This is a genomic window from Streptomyces sp. NPDC088812, assembly GCF_044750285.1.
Taxonomy (GTDB): domain Bacteria; phylum Actinomycetota; class Actinomycetes; order Streptomycetales; family Streptomycetaceae; genus Streptomyces.
On record NZ_JBIVJP010000041.1, the window covers coordinates 11,707 to 30,653 of the forward strand.

3 protein-coding genes and 2 pseudogenes are annotated in these 18,947 nt (G+C 74.7%); 2 read left to right on the forward strand and 3 right to left on the reverse strand.

The features are described from left to right. Window position 1: 1 nt before the first annotated feature. A complete protein-coding gene (locus ACIP67_RS42260; protein WP_401699798.1) occupies window positions 2-10,213 on the forward strand; it encodes an amino acid adenylation domain-containing protein in 10,212 nt (3,403 codons plus the stop codon). Then, complete coding sequence (locus ACIP67_RS42265) at window positions 10,210-11,619, forward strand: DHA2 family efflux MFS transporter permease subunit (protein ID WP_401699800.1); 1,410 nt, start codon at window positions 10,210-10,212, stop codon at window positions 11,617-11,619. The genes ACIP67_RS42260 and ACIP67_RS42265 overlap by 4 nt, the downstream gene beginning before the upstream one ends. A gap of 78 nt (window positions 11,620-11,697) precedes the next feature. On the opposite strand, the gene ACIP67_RS42270 is transcribed toward ACIP67_RS42265, so the two are convergent. The 3 genes and pseudogenes from ACIP67_RS42270 to ACIP67_RS42280 all read right to left on the reverse strand — a co-directional run. After that, window positions 11,698-12,027 (reverse strand): alpha-amylase, encoded by a 330-nt coding sequence (locus ACIP67_RS42270; protein ID WP_401699803.1) that lies wholly within the window; start codon window positions 12,025-12,027, stop codon window positions 11,698-11,700. A gap of 402 nt (window positions 12,028-12,429) precedes the next feature. Beyond that, window positions 12,430-15,489, reverse strand: a pseudogene (locus tag ACIP67_RS42275) (alpha-amylase family glycosyl hydrolase); the annotation flags it as partial. Between the two features lie 204 nt (window positions 15,490-15,693). Beyond that, window positions 15,694-18,798: pseudogene (locus tag ACIP67_RS42280) on the reverse strand (alpha-amylase family glycosyl hydrolase); the annotation flags it as partial. Window positions 18,799-18,947: the final 149 nt, after the last annotated feature.

Consider the following 18,947-nt stretch of genomic DNA (forward strand, 5'->3'; position numbering starts at 1 on the left):
GTTGAGCACCTCACGCGTCCCCTCGGGCCGCCTGCTCCCGCTGACCGGCGCCCAGCGGGGGATATGGAACGCGCAACGCCTGGAGCCGGACTCGCCCTATTACGTGGTCGGCGACGTGGTGGAGATATCCGGCGACGAGCCGATCGACACCGAGGCGCTGGCCGAGGCCGTCCGGGCGGTCCACGAGGAGGCCGAGAGCCTGCGGCTGCGGGTGTACGACACCCCGTCGGGGCCGCGTCAGGCGGTCGGCGACGCGCCGGTCGAGCCGCCCCGGGTGGTCGACCTCGGCGGGGAGGCCGACCCCGCGGCCGCGGCGGCCGCGCTCGTCGAGGCCGAGCGGGTACGCGCGGCCGGGACGTGCCGGGAGATGGTGGACCGGCCGCTGTACTCACCGGTCGTCATCCGGCTGTCGGACCGCGAGGTCTGGTACACCCAGATGGGCCACCACCTGGTCATCGACGGCTACAGCGGCGCGATGCTGGCCCGCCGCACCGCCGCCCGCTACACGGCCCTGGTCCGCGGCACCGAGCCGCCGCGGCCCGCCTTCGGCACGATCGCCGGTCTCGTCGCCGCCGACCGGGCCTACCGGGACAGCGACCGGGCCGCCGAGGACCGCGCGTACTGGGTGGACCGGTTCACCCCGCTGCCCGACCTCGGCTCCACCCGGACCAGCGCCGGGCCGCCCGGCCGCGCCCTGACCGCCCGCGCCGTGCTCACGCCCGGGGAGACGGCCCGGCTGCGCGCCTTCGCCGACCGGGAGGGCGTCACCTGGGGCGAGGCGCTGATCGCCTGCTACGCCGCGTTCCTCCACCGCGTGCTGGGCCGCACCGACGTGGTGTTCGCGCTGCCGCTGATGTGCCGCACCGAGTCGGTGGAGCTGCGCACCCCGGCCATGGCGGTCAACGTACTGCCGCTGCGGGTGACCGTGCGCGGCGGGGACGGCCTGGCGGAGCTGACCCGGCGGGTCGCCGACGTCCTTCGGGAGATGCGCGCGCACCAGCGCTACCGGGGCGAGGACCTGCCCCGCGACCTGGGCGTGCCCGGCGCGGGCGCGCTGCTGCACGGGCGCGGCATCAACCTCAAGGCGTTCGACCTGGCGATGGACTTCGCCGGGGCGAAGGGGACGATGCGCAACATCGCCGGCGGTCCGCCCGAGGACATGGGCCTGACCGTGCTGCCGACCCCCGACGGCGGGCTGCACCTCGGCTTCGAGGTCGACGCCCGCGGCAACGACCAGAGCGCGGTCGACGGCAAGCTGACCGGGCTGAGGGCGCTGCTGACCGGGCTGCTCGACGGTCTGCCCGTGGGCCGCGTTCCCCTGGCCGGCGCCCCGGACGGACCGCCGGCGCAGTGGACGCCCGAGGCCCTGCCGGGGGTGCCGCTCGCCGTGCCGGACGCGTTCGACGCCATGGTCGCCGCCCACCCGGGGCGCACGGCCCTGGTCTGCGGGCGGGACCGGCTGTCCACGGACGAGCTGGCGGACCGGGTGCACCGGCTGGCGCGGGCGCTGCGGGCCCGCGGGATCGGGCCGGACGACGTCGTGGCGCTGGCGCTGCCCCGCTCGGCCGGCCTGGTGACGGCCCTGCTGGCGGTGCTGGACGCGGGCGCCGCGTTCCTGCCCCTGGACACCACCCATCCGCCCGAGCGACTGCGCGCGCTGGTCGACGACGCCCGGCCCGCGCTGGTGATCACGGCCGACGCGGTCGACGGGCAGGAGTGGGACGCTCCGTCCGGCGCGGCGGACGGACCGTCCGGCGCGGCCGACAGGCGGAAGCCGACAGCTCCGGCCCACGACGAGGAGAAGCCCCCCGCCACCGCCGACCGGCCGGCGCGGAACACGCCGCCCGCCGACACGGACGAACCCCCCAGCGCAGCCGACGGGCCAGAGCCGACAGCTCCGGCCCACGACGAGGAGAAGCCCCCCGCCACCGCCGACCGGCTGGCCTGGGACGCGCTGCTCGGTGAGGCCGAAGGGCTGTCCGGCGCGCCGCTCGGGGCCGGTGAACTGGCCGCGCCCCGGCACCCCGACCACCTGGCCTACGTGATCCACACCTCCGGGTCGACCGGACGCCCCAAGGGTGTGCTCGGCCGGTCCGGCGGTCTCGCGGCGCTGCTGCACCACCATCGCACCGCGGTCGTCGCCCCGGCCGAGCGGGCCGCGGGCAGGCGGCTGCGCACCGCCCACACGTATTCCTTCGCGTTCGACTCCGCGTTCGACCACCTGGTGTGGCTGCTGTGCGGGCACGAACTCCACGTCTACGACGCCGGGACCGCCCGCGACGCCGACGCCCTGCTCGCCGCGTACGCCCGCGACGGCATCGACGTCGTCGACACCACTCCGTCGATGGCGGCGCCGCTGGTGGACGGCGGTCTGCTGGACCTGCGGCCGGCGCTGCTCGTCCTCGGCGGCGAGGCCGTCCCGCCCGCGCTGTGGCGGCGGATCGCCGCGTCCGGGGTCACCGCCCGCAACATGTACGGGCCGACCGAGGCGACCGTGGACAGCACCACGGCGCCGGTCACCGGTGACGGGCCGACGATCGGCCACCCCCTCGCGGGCACCCGGGCCTACGTCCTCGACAGCGCCCTGCACCCGGTGCCGCGGGGCACGGTGGGCGAGCTCTACCTGGCGGGCCCGCAGCTGGCCCGCGGCTACCTGGGCAGGCCCGGCGCGAGCGCCGAACGGTTCGTCGCCGACCCGTTCGGCCCGCCCGGCACCCGCATGTACCGCACGGGCGATCTGGCCCGCTGGGTGCCCGGACGCGGTCTGGAGTACGCCGGCCGCGCCGACGAACAGGTCAAGATCCGCGGTCACCGGGTGGAGACCGGCGAGGTCGAGGCCGCGCTGGCCGCGGTGCCCGGGGTCACGGCGGCCGCCGCGGCCGTGCGGTCGTCCCGGCTGGTCGGGTACGTCGTGTCCGCCTCGGTCACCGGGGATGCGGTCCGCGCCCACCTGGCCGAGCGGCTGCCCGAGCCGCTGGTGCCCGCGGCGGTGGTGGTGCTCGGCGCCCTGCCGCTGACGCCCAACGGCAAGCTCGACCGCGCCGCGCTGCCCGCGCCCGCGGCGACCGCCGGCGGGCGGGAGCCGGGCACGGAGCGGGAGCGGCTGCTGTGCGCGGCGGTCGCCGAGGTGTTCGAGGTGGAGCGGGTCGGGGTGGACGACGACTTCTTCGCCCTCGGCGGGGACAGCATCACCGCGATCACCGTCAGCAGCAGGCTGCGCGCCAAGGGCCTCGAACTGCGGCCCCGGGATCTGCTGGAGCGCCGCAGCTTCGCCTCCCTGGCCGCCTCCGCCGGACAGGTGGCGGACGGCGACGGGCCGGCCGACGACCCGGCCGGGCCGGTGCCCGCGCCGCCGGTCGTGCGCGGCCTGCTCGACGCGCACCCGGACGTCGACGTCGTCGCGGGCTACGCGCAGTGGACGGCCCTGCGGGTCGACCACCTCGCCCACGACGACCTGGTCCGGGGTGTGCGGGCGGTGCTCGACCGGCACGACGCGCTGCGGCTGCGCGTCGGGGAGGAAGGCCTGGCGATCCTGCCCGAGGGCTCGGTCGCGGCCGTCGTGGGCGAGGTGCGCGGGGAGGACGCCGAGGCGGTGGCCCGGCGGCTGGCCGGCGAGCTGGACCCGCGGTCGGGCGACCTGCTGCGGGCCGCCCTGGTCCGCACCGGGGACGGCGAGCCGGACCGGACGGACCGACTGGTCGTCGTAGCGCACCACCTGGCCATGGACGGCGTGTCCTGGCGGGTCCTGCTGCCCGACCTGCACACCGCCTGCACGGGCGGCGCCCTGCCGCGGACCGGGGCGTCCTGGCGGCGGCACGCCACGCTCCTCGCCGAGCAGGGGACGTCCGGCGCGCGCCGGGACGAACTCGGCCACTGGCGGGCCGCGCTCGGCTCCGCGACCCGCCTGGGCGCCCGGCCGCTGGACCCGTCCCTGGACACGGTGTCCACCGCCCACCGGTCGCTGACCGTGGCCTCGCCGGACGTCACCGAGGCGGTGCTGACCACGCTGCCCGCCGCCTACCGTGCGGGCGTCGACGAGGTGCTGCTGGCCGCGCTCGTGCTGACGCTGCGGGAGGGGGGTGCGGGCGGTGACGCGGTGACCGTCACGCTGGAGGGGCACGGCCGCGAACACCTCGATCTGTCCCGTACGGTCGGCTGGTTCACCAGCGAGTACCCGGTGCGCGTGCCGGCCGTCGGCGATGTGGGGGACGTCCTGCGCGCGGCCAAGGAGGCCAAGCGCGGCGTTCCCGGCGCCGGCATCGGCTACGGCGTGCTGCGCTGCCTGGACACGGCGTCCGGGGCCGGACTGGCCGCCGTACCGCCGCCGGACGTGCTGCTGAACTACCTGGGCCGGTTCGCGCCACTGCCGGGGACGGGGTGGCGGCTGCCGGAGCGGGACGCCTTCTCCGTGATCGAGCCCGGCGCCAAGGCGCTGGAGCAGGTGCTGGCCCTCAACTGCTTCGTCCACGAGGAGGGCGCGCCCCGGCTCGCCGTCGAGTGGACGGCCGCGACCGGGGTGCTCGGCCCCGACGCGCTGGCCGCCCTCCAGAAGTCCTGGGCCGCGGCCCTGGACGCGCTGGCCGAGCACGCGCTGCGCGCCCCCGGCGGGCTCACCCCGTCGGACCTTCCGCTGGTCGCGCTCGGCCAGGACGCCATCGACGCCCTGGAGCGCTCCGGCCGGATCGAGGACGTGTGGCCCGCCACGCCGCTCCAGGTCGGGCTGTCCTTCCACACCCTGGTCCGCGACGACCCGGACACCGACGTCTACGTCGTCCAGGCCGTGACGACGCTGGAGGGCGATCTGGACCCCGAGCGGATGGCGGAGGCCGCGCGTGAGCTGCTGCGCCGCCACCCCTCGCTGCGGGTGTACCTGGCCCCGGCGGGGGACGAGGTGGTGCAGGTGGTCCCCGCCGGGGTCACGCTGGAGTGGCGGCGCGACGACCGGTTCGCCGAGGCCGTCCGCGCCGAACTCCGGCGCCCGTTCGACCCGTCCGGGCCACCGCTGATCCGCTTCCTGCTGTCCCGTACCGGTCCGGCCGAGCACAAGCTGGTGATCACCAATCACCACGCGCTGCTCGACGGCTGGTCCATGCCGCTGGTCGGCCGGGCCCTGCTGGGCCTCTACGCCGAGCTGGGCGGCGGCCCGCCCGTGCCGGCCGCCACGGACGTGTCGGAGTACTTCCGGTGGCTGGCCGGCCGGGACCGGCAGGCGTCCCTGGCCGCGTGGCGCGAGGCGCTGGCCGGCGTCGACGGTGCCACGCGGCTGGCGCCGGCGAGCGTCGGGACCGGTGTCGAGCGGCCCGGCCGGGTGGCGGTCGAACTGGGCCGGGAGTTCAGCGACCGGCTGCGCGCGTTCGCCCGCGAGCGGGGCGTCACCCTGACCACCGTGCTCCAGACCGCCTGGGGCCTGCTGCTGGGCCGGCTCACCGGGCGGCACGACGTGGTGTTCGGCTGCCCGGTGTCGGGCCGGCCCGCCGAGGTCGACGGCGTGGAGTCGATGATCGGCCAGCTCGGCACGACGATCCCGGTGCGCGTGCGGCACACCCAGGACCTGACGGCCGCCGAGCTGTTGGCGCGGGTGCACGCCGAGAGTGTCGCCCTGGCCGACCACCACTGGGTCGGCCTGCCGGAGATCCAGCGGGCGGCGGGCGTCGGCGAGCTGTTCGACACCCTGCTGGTGATGGAGAACTTCCCGCTGTCCAGCCGGAACCGCACTCCGGTCGGTCCCGGGCTCGACCTGGCCGGGGTCGACATCACCGACGCCACGCACTACGCGCTGACCGTGATCGTGATTCCCGAGGACTCGATCACGATCGGACTCGGCTACCAGCCGCGCGCCTTCACGGAGGCGGCCGTGCGCGACCACGGCCGATGGCTGCGGCATCTGCTGCGGGAGATCGTCGACGACCCGGAGCGGCCCGTGCTCGGGCTGCCGCTGCTCGACGGGGCCGAGCGGGAGCGGATGCTGCGCACCGGCACCGAGGTCGTCCCCGCCAAGGAACGCGGGCCCTGGCTGGAGGAGTTCGCCGCCTGGGTGCGCCGCAAGCCCGACGCCGAGGCCCTCGTCTGCCGCGACCGCAGCCTCACCTACGCCGAACTGGACCGGGAGGCCAACCGCCTCGCCCACGCGCTGATCCGGCGCGGGGTGCGGCCGCAGGACCCGGTGGCGGTGCTGCTCGGGCGCGACCTCGAGATGACGGTGGCGCTGTTCGGGGTGGCCAGGGCGGGCGCGGTGTACGTGCCGCTGGACGCGGGCCACCCCCGCGAGCGGCTGGCGTACCTGCTCGACGACATCGCCCCGGCCGCCGCCGTGACGACCGGCGCCGGGCTGCCCGCCGCGCGGGACGTCCCGGTACTGCGGCTGGACGACCCGGCCACGCTCGCCGGCCTGCCCGGCACCGACCCGGCCGAGGCCCGCGCCACGCTCACCGAGGACGCCCTCGCCTACGTCATCTACACCTCCGGCACCACCGGGCGGCCCAAGGGCGTCGGGGTGACCCATCGCGGCGTGCCCGACCTGATCGCGCTTCAGGAGGAGGTCGTGGGGGTCACCGAGCACGACCGCTACCTGCACTTCGCGTCGACCGGCTTCGACGTGGCGTTCTGGCAGACCATGGTGCCGCTGCTGTCCGGGGGCACCTCCGTGATCGCGCCCGAGGAGGTGCGGGTCCCCGGCGACGAACTGCTCGACTACATCGTCCGGCACCGGGTGACCGGGGTGAACCTGCTGCCGTCGTTCCTGGCGGCGATGCCCGACGACCGCACCGTCGACCCCGAGGTGTTCTTCGTCGTCGGCGCCGAACGCCTCGACCCCGAGCTGGCGCGGCGCTGGGGCGAGGGCCGACGGGCGCTGTTCAACGCCTACGGTCCGACCGAGGTCACCGTCAACTCCGTGACCTGGCGGTACGACCCGGACGACCCCGGCCCGCTGCCGATCGGCCGCCCGGACCCGAACGTGCGCGCCTACGTCCTGGACGGCGGCCTCCAGCCGGCCGCCACCGGGGTGACGGGGGAGCTGTACCTGGCCGGGCCGAGCCTGGCCCGCGGCTACGTCGGCCGTCCCGGCCTGACCGCCGCCGCGTTCACGGCCGACCCGTTCGGTCCCCCGGGCGAGCGGATGTACCGCACGGGCGACCTGGTGCGGTGGCGGCCGGACGGGCAGCTGGTGTTCCTCGGCCGCGCCGACCACCAGGTCAAGATCCGCGGCTTCCGGGTGGAACTGGGCGAGATCGAGTCGACCCTGACCCGCCATGCCGACGTGCGGGCGTGCGCGGTGACCGTGCGGGAGGGCAGGCTCGTCGGCTACGTCATCCCGTCCGACGGCGCCGAGCCGGACACCGCGCGGCTGCGCGCGTACCTGGCCGCGCAGCTGCCCGAGCACATGGTGCCGACCGCGCTGGTGGTGCTCGACCGGCTGCCGCTGAGCCCCAGCGGGAAACTCGACCCCGCCGCGCTGCCCGCCCCGGAGACCGCGGCGGCCCGTCGGCGCGAACCGGCCACCCCGGCCGAGGCGGTGCTGCTCGGCGTGTTCCGGGACATCCTCGGCAGCGACGACATCGGCCCCGACGACGACTTCTTCACCATCGGCGGGGACAGCATCGTCTCCCTGCAAGTGGTGTCGCGGGCCCGTCGCCAGGGGCTCGGGCTGACCGCGCGGGACGTGTTCGAGGGAGAGACGGTCGCCGGGATCGCGGCCCGCGCCCGCGCCCTCGACGACGCGGACGCCCCCGCGGTGGGGGACGCGCCGCTGACCCCGCTCATGCGGGACCTGCTGCGCCGCGCGGGCACCGCCGCGGACGGGTTCTGCCAGTGGGTGGAGGTGTGTGTGCCGCCCGGCGGCGACGAGGCCGGCTGGCGGGCCGTGCTCGACACCGTCCTGGCCCGCCATGACGTGCTGCGGGCCCACCTGGCCGGCGACGTGCTGCGCATCCCGCCGGCCGGCGCGGTGACCGGCGCCGACGTACTGACCCGCGTACCGGCGCCGCGCGACACGCGCGCCCTCGTCGACGCGTGGACCGCCGCGGCCCGCGACACGATGGACCCGCGCACCGGTCCGCTGCTGCGCGCGCTCTGGGTGGACGCCGGACCCGGCGAGCCCGGCAGGCTCGTCCTGGTCGCCCACCACCTCGTCGTCGACGGCGTGTCCTGGCGGGTCCTGCTGGACGACGTGCGGCACGCCCACGAGGGCGGCACACCGGCCCGGCACGGACAGTCGTTCCTCGGCTGGGCGCGCTCGCTGCGCGACGCAGACCGGCGGGACGAACTGCCGCACTGGCGGCGGATGACCCCCACACCGGCCCTGGCGGCCCGGCCGCTCGACCCCGCCCGGGACACCGCGGCCACCTCGGCGCACCACGAGATCCACCTCGACGCCGACACCACCCGCGCCCTGGTGACGACCCTGCCCGCCGCCCTGCGCAGTACGCCGGACGCGGTGCTGCTCACGGCGCTCGCCCGGGCGGTACGGGCCTGGCGCGGGACACCGCGGCTGCTGGTCGCCCTGGAGAGCCACGGCCGCCCGCCGCAGGTGGACCTGTCGCAGACCGTCGGCTGGTTCACCGCCGTGCACCCCCTGCTGCTCGACGCCGACGACGGCCCGAAGGCGGTCGGGGAGCGGCTGCGCGCCCAGGGCGACGGCCTGGGCCACGGCATCCTCACCACGGCCGGTCTGCTGGACCCGGTGACGCCGGAGGTCGCCTGGAACTACCTCGGCCGCTTCCCCGGCGCGCCGGACGGCGAGGTCCTCTGGCAGGCGCCGCCGGACGCGGACCCGCTCGGCTCCGGCGGCCCGGACGCGCTGCCCCTGCCGTACGCCCTGATGGTCGACGCCCTGGTGCGCGACGACCGGCTCGGGGTGCGGCTGACCTGGCCGGCCGCGCTGTTCACGGCCGACGGGATCGAGGAGCTGGCCGGGCACTTGCGGACCGCGCTGCTGCGCACCGCCGCCGCGCCGGAGATCAGGCGGCTCGCCGGCGGCCGGCCGGCCGCGGCGGTGCAGCCGCTGACCCCGTTGCAGGAGGTGATGCTGCGGCACTCGCGCACCGAGCGCCCCGACCCGTACACCGTGCAGTCGGTGTTCTCCCTCGCCGGGCGGCTCGACCTCGACGCGCTGCGCGCCGCCGGCGCGGACCTGCTGGCCCGCCACCCGAACCTGGGCGCGGCGTTCCCCGCCGACCTCGCGGTGATCCCGGAGTCCCCCCGGCCGGACTTCCGGGTGTCCGACGGGCCGGCCGAGGAGGTGCTCGCCGCCGACCTGGCCGAACCGTTCGACCTGGCCACCGGCCCGCTGGTCCGCCTGACCGTGATCCGCCGGCCCGCCGAGCACGCCGACCTGGTCCTGACCAGCCATCATGTGCTCTCCGACGGCTGGTCGGCGCCGCGCGTCCTCGCCGAGCTGTTCGCGCTGTACACGGCGCGGGTCCGGGGCGGGGCACCGGAGCTGCCCGCCCCCGTGCCGTTCGCCGACTACCTGCGCTGGCGTGCCGATCACGAGCCGGACCTCACCGTCTGGGCGGCCGAGCTGGAGGGCCTGCCCGAGGGCGACCACCTGGTCGGCGGCGAGGAGATGGGCCCCGCGTGGCAGGAGCCCACGGTCGTCACGTTCGACGCGCCGCTGGTGGCCCGGCTCACCCGCCTCGCCGCACGGCGCGGCCTGACCCGGAACACGCTGGTGCAGGGCGCGTGGGCGGTCCTGCTCGCGAGGCGCTCCGGCCGGGCGGACGTGTGCTTCGGCGCCATGGTCGCCTGCCGTCCCCCGGAGCTGGAGGGCGTCGAGGAGATCATCGGGCTGCTGGCCAACACGGTCCCCGTACGGGCCCGGCTGACGGGCACGCTCGCCGACACCCTCACCGCGCTCCAGGCCGGTCAGCGGGCCCTGGTCGAGCACCACCACGTGGCGCTGTCCGACCTGGAACGGCTGACCGGGCGGCGCAGGCTGTTCGACAGCCTCGTGGTGTTCGAGAACTATCCGGTCGACCCGGACCGGCTGCGCGAACCGGCCCCCGGCCTCAGGGTCGTCGGCACCCGCTTCCGTGAGGCCACGCACCATCCGGTGACGCTGACGGTCGTGCCGGACGGCGACTCCTGGACCGGGGTGCTCGCCGCCCGGGCCGGGGTGGCGGCCGGCGGGCTCGCGGAGGAGCTGCTCGACCTGCTGCGGACCCTGGGCGACCGCCTCGACGACGACGTCCTCACCCTCCTGGAGCGCCGATGAGCAAGGACACCGCGCCGCCGGCACCGGCCGAGCGGGTCGACGGACGGCTGCTGCGCACCGCGTTCGTCCTGGTGCTCGGCACGTTCATGGCCACCGTGGACGCCACGATCGTCAGTGTCGGCATCGACACCCTGGCGGGCGAGTTCGACGCCTCCGTCGCCGAGATCCAGTGGGTCAGCACCGCCTATCTGCTGGCCGTCGTCACGGCCGTGCCCGCGTCGGGCTGGCTGGCCGACCGGTTCGGGGGGCGGCGGGTCTGGCTGGCCGCCGTGGGCGTGTTCCTGCTCGGCTCGGCGCTGTGCGCGCTGGCCTGGTCGGCGTCGAGCCTGATCGTCTTCCGGGTGGTCCAGGGTCTCGGCGGCGGGCTGCTGCCGCCGACCGGGCAGGCGCTGCTGGCCCGTATCGCCGGCCCGGCCCGCACCGGACGGGTGATCAGCGTCGTCGCCGTCGTCCCCCTGCTGTCGCCGGTGCTCGGCCCGCTGGCCGGCGGGTCACTCCTCGCCGTGGCGTCCTGGCAGTGGCTGTTCCTGGTCAACCTGCCGATCGGGGTGGCCGCGCTGCTGCTCGCCCGTCGCCATGTGCCGGTGGTGCCGGCGGCGCCGGGGCGGACGGCGTTCGACGTGCGGGGGGCCGCGCTGCTCTCCCCCGGCCTGGCCGTCCTGGTGTTCGGCCTGACCGAGGTCGCCGACGGCCGCGCCCTCACCGCCACGGTGGGTGTGTCGGCGGGCCTGGCGATGCTGGCGGGGTTCACCGTGCACGGGCTGCGGACCCGCCGCGCCCCGCTGATCGACCCCCGGCTCTTCGCCCGGCCGCCCTTCGGCGCCGCCGCCCTCGCGCTGCTCGTCCTGGGCGCGTCGGTGTTCGGCACGATGTTCCTGCTGCCGCTGTACTTCCAGACCGGCCGCGGACTGTCGGCGTGGCAGGCGGGGCTGCTGCTGGCCCCTCAGGGGCTGGGCGCGGCGGCGGGCTCGGTGCTGGTCAACCGGACCGTCGACGCGGTCGCCCCGCGGACGCTGGTGGTCACCGGCATCGCGCTGGTCCTGGCCGGCACGGTCCCGTTCACCCAGCTCCACCACGGGGTGCCGGACGGCGCGACGGCCTCGGCGCTCGCGGTGCGCGGCTTCGGGATGGCCATGATCAGCGCCCCCGTGATGAACATCGTCTACAGCCGTATCGAGCCCGAACGCATCCCTCGCGCGTCCGCCGCGCTCAGTCTGCTCGGCACCGTCGGCGGCTCGGTCGGCACGGCGGGCCTCGCCGTGGTGCTCCAGGACCGGCTGGCCGCCCGGCACCAGGACGTCCCGGCGGCCTTCGCCGACACCTTCTGGTGGGTCGTCGGTCTGGGACTGCTGGCCGCCGCCGGGGCCACACGGCTGCCGCGGACCCGTGCCGCCGGGAAGGCGTGACACGGCCGCAGCAGGTCGTCGGCGGGGCGGCGGCCCGACAGGCGCCGCCGCCCCGCCCGGGGCCGTCGTCGGTGACGGTCAGCCGTCCTCGGTGGTGGCGCACAGGACGGCGCCGAGCACATGGGCGCCGTCGGTGCCGTAGCCGGGGAAGGTGATGAAGTCGCCCGGGTTCGCGACGCGGCACGGTACGTCCCGGCCGTCGCTGTAGGAGATGGTCAGGGTGTAGGTGCCGGAGCAGGTGTTGCTGACGAACGTGTAGCGCCAGTCCGCGCTGACCTCCAGGCAGGAGGGGGCGCTGTCGTACGTCTCCGCCGCCGTGGGCGACACCGCGTGTGCCGCCGTGCCTCCCGTCAGCAGCGACAGTGCCGCTGCCGCGACCACGACCGTTGAACGCGTAACCCGTCGCACGGGGTCCCTTCCCTTCAACTCGTGAAACCGACGACTCGACTCTATGGGCGCTCACCAGCACCCTGATCCCGTTCGGGCCATCTTTCGCAAGTTTCAGTAACTCCTTTCACCTCCTTGTGCACACGGCGGCGGACGGAAGTGCGCAGGTGTCCGTGGGGGACGGCGCCGATGCGGTGCACGCGTGAACGTGCGGCACGGCGGGCGACCGGGGGGCAGTACCGCGCCGGTGCGGAACATCGCGGCAGGGCAGGGCACGGTCGGCGGCGGTGGCGCGCACCGGGCGGTGCGCGCCCTCTGAATCGGCCGGAAAACGGCGGCGCCGGTCCCGTCCGCCGACTGCTCGACGGACGGGACCGGCGCCCCGGCTCAGGCCCTCTCAGAGGAACCGCTTCAGAACCGCACCTCCACACCGGTCGCCGCGAGCAGTGCGCCGTTGGCGGCCCGCTGGGTGGCGACGACCTGGCCGCCCAGCGCCTCCGCCACCCGGTCGCGGTCACGCGGGTCGACGGTGAAGGCCGGCAGGTCGCTCAGGGCCGGGTGGGCGGCCTTCTCCGCCGCGGTGAGCTCCGTCGGGCTCAGGCGCAGCCACCGGCCCTCGTGGGAGAGGGCCCCGTCCTCGATGGCGAGCGTGCCCTCGCCGTCGTAGACGAGCTGCTGGGTCGTCGAGCCGGTGGTCTTCACGTTCCACACCAGCGTGTCCGTGCCGATCCAGTGCGCCTCGGACGTGCCGAGGTCCAGGTCGGGAGCAGCGCCCACGGTGGGCAGCAGATAGCCGGTGTCGCCGCTGACGAGCCAGGCCTCCTTGCCGTAGGTGGCGAAGTCCAGGGAGCGGTCGCTCGCGATGTCCTTCTCGTCGCCCTTGTGGATGATGTAGCTCAGCGAGGTCGCGTTGTCCGCCAGGGGCACTTCGAAGGTCACGCCGAAGGCGTCCTCGGCGACCGGGAGCAGCGGCTTGGTCCAGTCGGTGGGGGTGGCGGTGCCGGTCCAGGCGTGCAGGCCCCAGCCGTCGTAGTCGCCGTCGGCCCGGTGGTAGTGGATGACGGCCGTCTTCGCGTCCTGCGGCGGGTAGGCGCCGTCGGGCGCGGTCTCCGCCTGGCCGTCCTGGCCCTGTTCGATCCAGACGGCGCCGGTGTCCGCCAGCGCGACGGTGCGCTCGGGGCCGTCGGCCACGCCGTCCTTCTCCACCGTGTACGTCACCTCCGTGGCGTCGTCGGCGAGCTTGACCCAGGCGAAGGCGCCGTAGGCGTCGCGGCCGACGAAGTCCGCCGTGGCCGTACCGGACTTCAGCTGCCAGCCGTCGTAGTCCCCGTCCGTCCTGCGGTAGTGGACCACGGCGTAGTCGCGGTCGACCGCGCTCGGGCGGGCCGGCTGGGGCGGTTGTCCGGCGCTGGTGGTGGCGAGGTCGCTCGCGGTACGGCCGCGGCTGTCGACGACGACGGCCTTGTACCGCAGGGCCGTTCCCTCCGTCACCGTGTCGGGCAGGTGCTGGGTGATCCGGTAGGGCGCGTGGTCGGCCGAGCCCAGGGTCTGCCAGGCACCGTCACCGACCTGCGCCGCGAACACCACCCGGTTCAGACCACCACCCGACACCTCCGCGGAGATCTCCACATCGCCCGTGGCACCCGCCGCCGGAGCCGTCAGTTCGACCTTCGGCGCCGTCTTCGGGGCGGCCAGGCGCTGCCCGGCCTTGAGCACCACGGCCGACAGGCCGGGCACCGTCACCGTGATCCGCCGGCCGGCGTCGCTCCGCACCTTCGCCGACGTCCCGTAGAGGCCCGTGAACGTCGTCCGCGCCGAGTCCGTCTCCAGCTCCACCGTCCTCGGCTCGGCCGAGTTGTTCACCGCGACGACGTACTCGACCTGCTCGTCCGCGTCGGTCCGCGAGAAGGCGTACACGCCCTGCCCGCTGTCCGCGTACCGCTCCGTCTGCACACCGTCCCGCAGCGCCGGATGCTTCTTCGTCAACGCCGACAGCGCGGCGATGGAACGGTACAGCGGGTGACTCCGGTCGTAGGCGTCCGAGGCGTGCGTGCGGTCCGTGCCGATCTGGTCGTCGTCCAGGTAGTCGGCGACCTGCGAGGCGAACAGGGTCTGGCGTGCGCCCTTGTCGCCCCCGGGGCCGGTGAAGCCCTGCTCGTCGCCCGCGTAGATCACCGGGTTGCCCCGGGACAGGAACAGCAGCTCGTGCGCGAACGTGGACCGCTTCAGCAGCTCCGCGTCGCTCGCGTCAGGGTTGTCCTGGGAGATGAAGGAGCCGATGCGGCCCATGTCGTGGTTGCCGAGGAAGGTCACCTGTTCATAGGCGTTGGCCTTGTCGGTGGTGTACCGGTAGTCCTGGGCGAAGACCTCGGAGAGGGTGCCGGCCGGCTTGTCCTGCGAGGCGTAGCCGCGGATGGCGTTCTGGAGCGGGAAGTCGAGCGTGGCGTCGAGGCGGCCCTGGGTGACGTAGGGCGCGGTGACGGCCGGGTCGGAGGAGAGCGTCTCCCCGAAGACGAAGAAGTCCTCGCGGCCCCTCTTCGCGGCGTACGCGTCGATGGCCGTCGCCCACTGGGTCCAGAACTCCATGTTCACGTTGCGGACCGTGTCGACGCGGAAGCCGTCCACGTCGAAGTCCTTGACCCACTTCTGGTAGATCTTCTCCATGCCCTCGACCACTTCGGGACGCTCGGTCCACAGGTCGTCCAGGCCGGTGTGGTCGCCGTACAGGCCGCTCTCACCGACGAAGGTGGAGTCGCCCCGGTTGTGGTACATCGTGGGGTCGTTCAGCCACGCGGGGACCTTCGTCTCCTCCTCGCCCGCCAGGGTGACGGGCGTGTAGGGGAAGCCGTCGGCGTCGACCTCGCGCGCCTCCTCGGTGTCGTCGAAGGGGCGCCCCTCGGTGTCCAGGTAGGGGTAGGCGCCCTTGGAGCGGTAGCCGAACTGCTGCTCGGCGTAGGTGACGGTGTCGGCGGTGTGGTTGGTGATGACGTCGAAGAAGACCTTCATCCCCTTGGCGTGCGCCGTGTCGATGAGCCGCGCCAGGTCGGCGTTGGTGCCGAAGTGCGGGTCGACCTGGGTGAAGTCGGTGATCCAGTAGCCGTGGTATCCGGCGGACTCGCCGCCGCCCTGCACCGGCTTGTTCTTGAAGATGGGCGCCAGCCAGATCGCGGTGGTGCCCAGGCCCTTGATGTAGTCCAGCCGGTCGATCACCCCCTTCAGGTCGCCGCCCTGGTAGAAGCCCTTGTCGGTGGGGTCGTAGCCGGTCTGGGTGCGGTCGCCGGTCAGGCCGCCCTCGTCATTGGCGCTCGACCCGTTGGCGAAACGGTCCGGCAGGAGGAAGTAGGCCTGTTCCCGGGTGAGGTCCTGCCGGGCCGGCTCGGCGGCCAGCCGGGCGTCCGACGGCGGGGCCTGCGGCCGGGACCCCGCCGACGCCGGCGGGGCGGCGTGCAGCGAACCGGCGAGCACCGCGGCGGCGACGGCCACGGTGGTCGCCACGACGGTGCGGCGGGCGGTGCGCCGCGCCGGGGCGCCGGGACCGTCCGCGCCACCGCGGGTGTCGCGGTGCTCCGGCGGCGGGCCCGGGACGGCTCTTCGGCGCGTCGGGTCCTTCGGTGCTCCGGCGTCGTGCCGGTGGGTCGGGTCTCTGTGCGAACCAGTCACCGTGCTGGGTCCTTCCGGTCAGTTGTCGGCGATGCGGACGGTGGTGGCGCCGAGCAGGGCGCCGCTGTCCGCGCGCTGGGTGGCGATCAGTGCGCCGGCGTCGAGCGCCTGGGCGACCCGGTCGCGGTCGCGCGGGTCCACGTGGAACACGGAGGCGTCGGCGAACTGCGGATACGTCTCCTGCTGCTCCCCGGTCAGCTCGCCCGGCACGAGACGCAGCCACCGGCCCTCGTCGGAGAGGGCGCCGTCGACGAGCGTGAGGTCGCCCTCGGGCGCGTAGACGAGCTGCTGGCTCGCGACACCCGTGCCCTCGCCCTCCCATACGACGGTGTCGTCGCCGATCCAGGTGGCGGCCGACCGGCCGAGGTCGAGGCCGAAGGCCCCGCCGATGGAGGGCGCCAGGTAGACGGGGTCACCGGCGACGCGCCACACCTCGTGGCCGTACAGGGAGAAGTCGAGGGCCTCGTCGGTGGCGATGTCCTTCTCCTCCTTCTTGTGGAGGATGTAGCTGAGCGAGGCGGCCCCGTCCTTCAGCGGGACCTCGAAGACGAGACCGAAGGCGTCGCGGCGCACCGGCTGGATGGGCTCGTTCCACTCCGGTGGGTCCGCCGAGCCGGTCCAGGTGTGCAGCCCCCAGCCGTCGTAGTCGCCGTCGGGCCGGTGGTAGTGGAGGACGGCCTTCGTGGTGTCCTGGGGCTGATCGGCGTCCTGGGGGCGGTCGGTGCGGACCGTGTCACTGCCCTGCTGGGTCCACACCTCGGCGGCCACGGAGAAGTCGACGGTCCTCTCGGTTCCGTCGGCGGTGCCGTCCTTCTCCACGGTGAAGCGGACGGGTCCGGTGCCGGGCGGGATCCAGGCGAAGGCGCCGTAGGCGTCGCGGCCGGCGAAGTCCGCCGTCGTGCCGTCGGCGGTCCTCAGCCGCAGTCCGTCGTAGTCACCGTCGGCCCGCTGGTAGTGGACGACACCGTAGGTGCGCTGCACGGTCGGCTTCCCGGGGACGGGGGTCTGGCCGGCGCTGGTGGTGGCGAGGTCGCTCGCGGTGCGGCCGCGGCTGTCGACGACGACGGCCTTGTACCGCAGGGCCGTTCCCGCCGTGACGGTGTCGGGCAGGTGCTGGGTGATCCGGTAGGGCGCGTGGTCGGCCGAGCCCAGGGTCTGCCAGGCACCGTCACCGACCTGCGCCGCGAACACCACCCGGTTCAGACCACCACCCGACACCTCCGCGGAGATCTCCACATCGCCCGTGGCACCCGCCGCCGGAGCCGTCAGCGTCACCTCGGGCGCCACCGCCGGAGCCTTCACGCGGCGGTCGGCCTTCAGCACCACGGCCGACAGGCCGGGCACCGTCACCGTGATCCGCCGGCCGGCGTCGCTCCGCACCTTCGCCGACGTCCCGTAGAGGCCCGTGAACGTCGTCCGCGCCGAGTCCGTCTCCAGCTCCACCGTCCTCGCCTCGGCCGAGTTGTTCACCGCGACGACGTACTCGATCCGCTCCTCCGCGTCGGTCCGCGAGAAGGCGTACACGCCCTGCCCGCTGTCCGCGTACCGCTCCGTCTGCACACCGTCCCGCAGCGCCGGGTGCTTCTTCGTCAACGCCGACAGCGCGGCGATGGAACGGTAGAGGGGATGACTCCGGTCGTAGGCGTCCGAGGCGTGCGTGCGGTCCGTGCCGATCTGGTCGTCGTCCAGGTAGTCGGCCACCTGCGAGGCGAACAGCGTCTGGCGGCCGTCGACGTCACCACCGGCGCCGGTGAAGCCCTGCTCGTCCCCGGCGTAGATCACCGGGTTGCCCCGGGACAGGAACAGCAGCTCGTGCGCGAACGTGGACCGCTTCAGCAGCTCCGCGTCGCTCGCGTCAGGGTTGTCCTGGGAGATGAAGGTACCGATGCGGCCCATGTCGTGGCTGCCGAGGAAGGTCACCTCACCGTAGGCGTTGGCCTTGTCGGTGGTGTACCGGTAGTCCTGCGCCAGGACGTGGGAGAGGTCGGTCGCCGGGCCGCCCCGCGAGGCGTAGTTGCGGAAGGCGGCCTGGAGCGGGAAGTCGAGGGTGCCGTCGAGCCGGCCCTGCACCAGGTACGGCGCCATCACCACCGGGTCGGCCGAGAACGCCTCGGCGAACACGAAGAAGTCGGGTCGTCCCTGCCGGGCCGCGTACGCGTCGAGCGCCGTGGCCCACTGGGTCCAGAACTCCATGTTCACGTTCTTGGCGGTGTCGACGCGGAAGCCGTCCACGCCGAACTCCTTCACCCATGTCTCGTAGATCCGCTCCATGCCCTCGACCACCTCGGGACGCTCGGTCCACAGGTCGTCGTTGCCCATGAAGTCGCCGTACAGGGCGCTCTCGCCGGCGAAGGTCGAGTCGCCGCGGTTGTGGTACATGGCGGGGTCGTTCAGCCAGTCGGGCACCATCCGGTCGTGCTCACCGGTGCGTACCTGCGGCGTGTAGGCGAAGCTGTCGGCGTCGACCTCGCGCATGCCGGTGCTGTCGTCGAAGGGGCGCCCCTCGGTGTCGAGGTAGGGGTAGGCGCCCTTGGAGCGGTAGCCGTACTCCTGCTCGGCGTAGTCGACGGTGTCGGCGGTGTGGTTGGTGATGACGTCGAAGAAGACCTTCATCCCCTTGGCGTGCGCCGTGTCGACGAGCCGCGTCAGGTCGGCGTTGGTGCCGAAGTGCGGGTCGACCTGGGTGAAGTCGGTGATCGCGTATCCGTGGTAGCTGGCGGACTGGCGGCCGTTGACGGTCTGGACGGGTTTGTTCTTGAAGACCGGCGCCATCCAGATGGCGGTGGTGCCCAGTTGCTTGATGTAGTCGAGCCGGTCGATCACCCCCTTCAGGTCGCCGCCCTGGAAGTAGTCCTTGTCGGTCGGGTCGTAGCCGGTCTCGGTGCGGCCGCCGGTCAGGCCGCCCTCGTCGTTGGAGGTCGACCCGTTGGCGAAACGGTCCGGCAGGAGCAGGTAGAACTGCTCGCGGGAGGACGCCGGGCGGGCCGGGGTGCGGGCCAGCACCGCGTCGGACGGGGGGTCGGCGACGGCCGCCGCGGCGGCCGGGGGCGCGGCGGCCGGCAGGGACGTCAGCGCCGGGGCGATCAGGGCCAGGGCCAGTAATCTGGCGGTCCTGCGCCGGGGCGGGGACAGGATCACGGGGTATTGCTCCTCAACAGTCGCACGTGGGCGCTTCTGACGGATCTCCGCGACGCTGCGGAGATCCGTCAAAAGCGCCCTGGGGCGCCGCCCGCGGGTCGCGGGCGGCGGGGGTGGTGGTGTGGTCGTGCGGCGCGCCGCCC

Bases quoted from the DNA above. Each gene is read 5' to 3' on its own strand.
- ACIP67_RS42265 (WP_401699800.1), top strand. From the start codon at position 10,210: ATGAGCAAGGACACCGCGCCGCCGGCACCGGCCGAGCGGGTCGACGGA.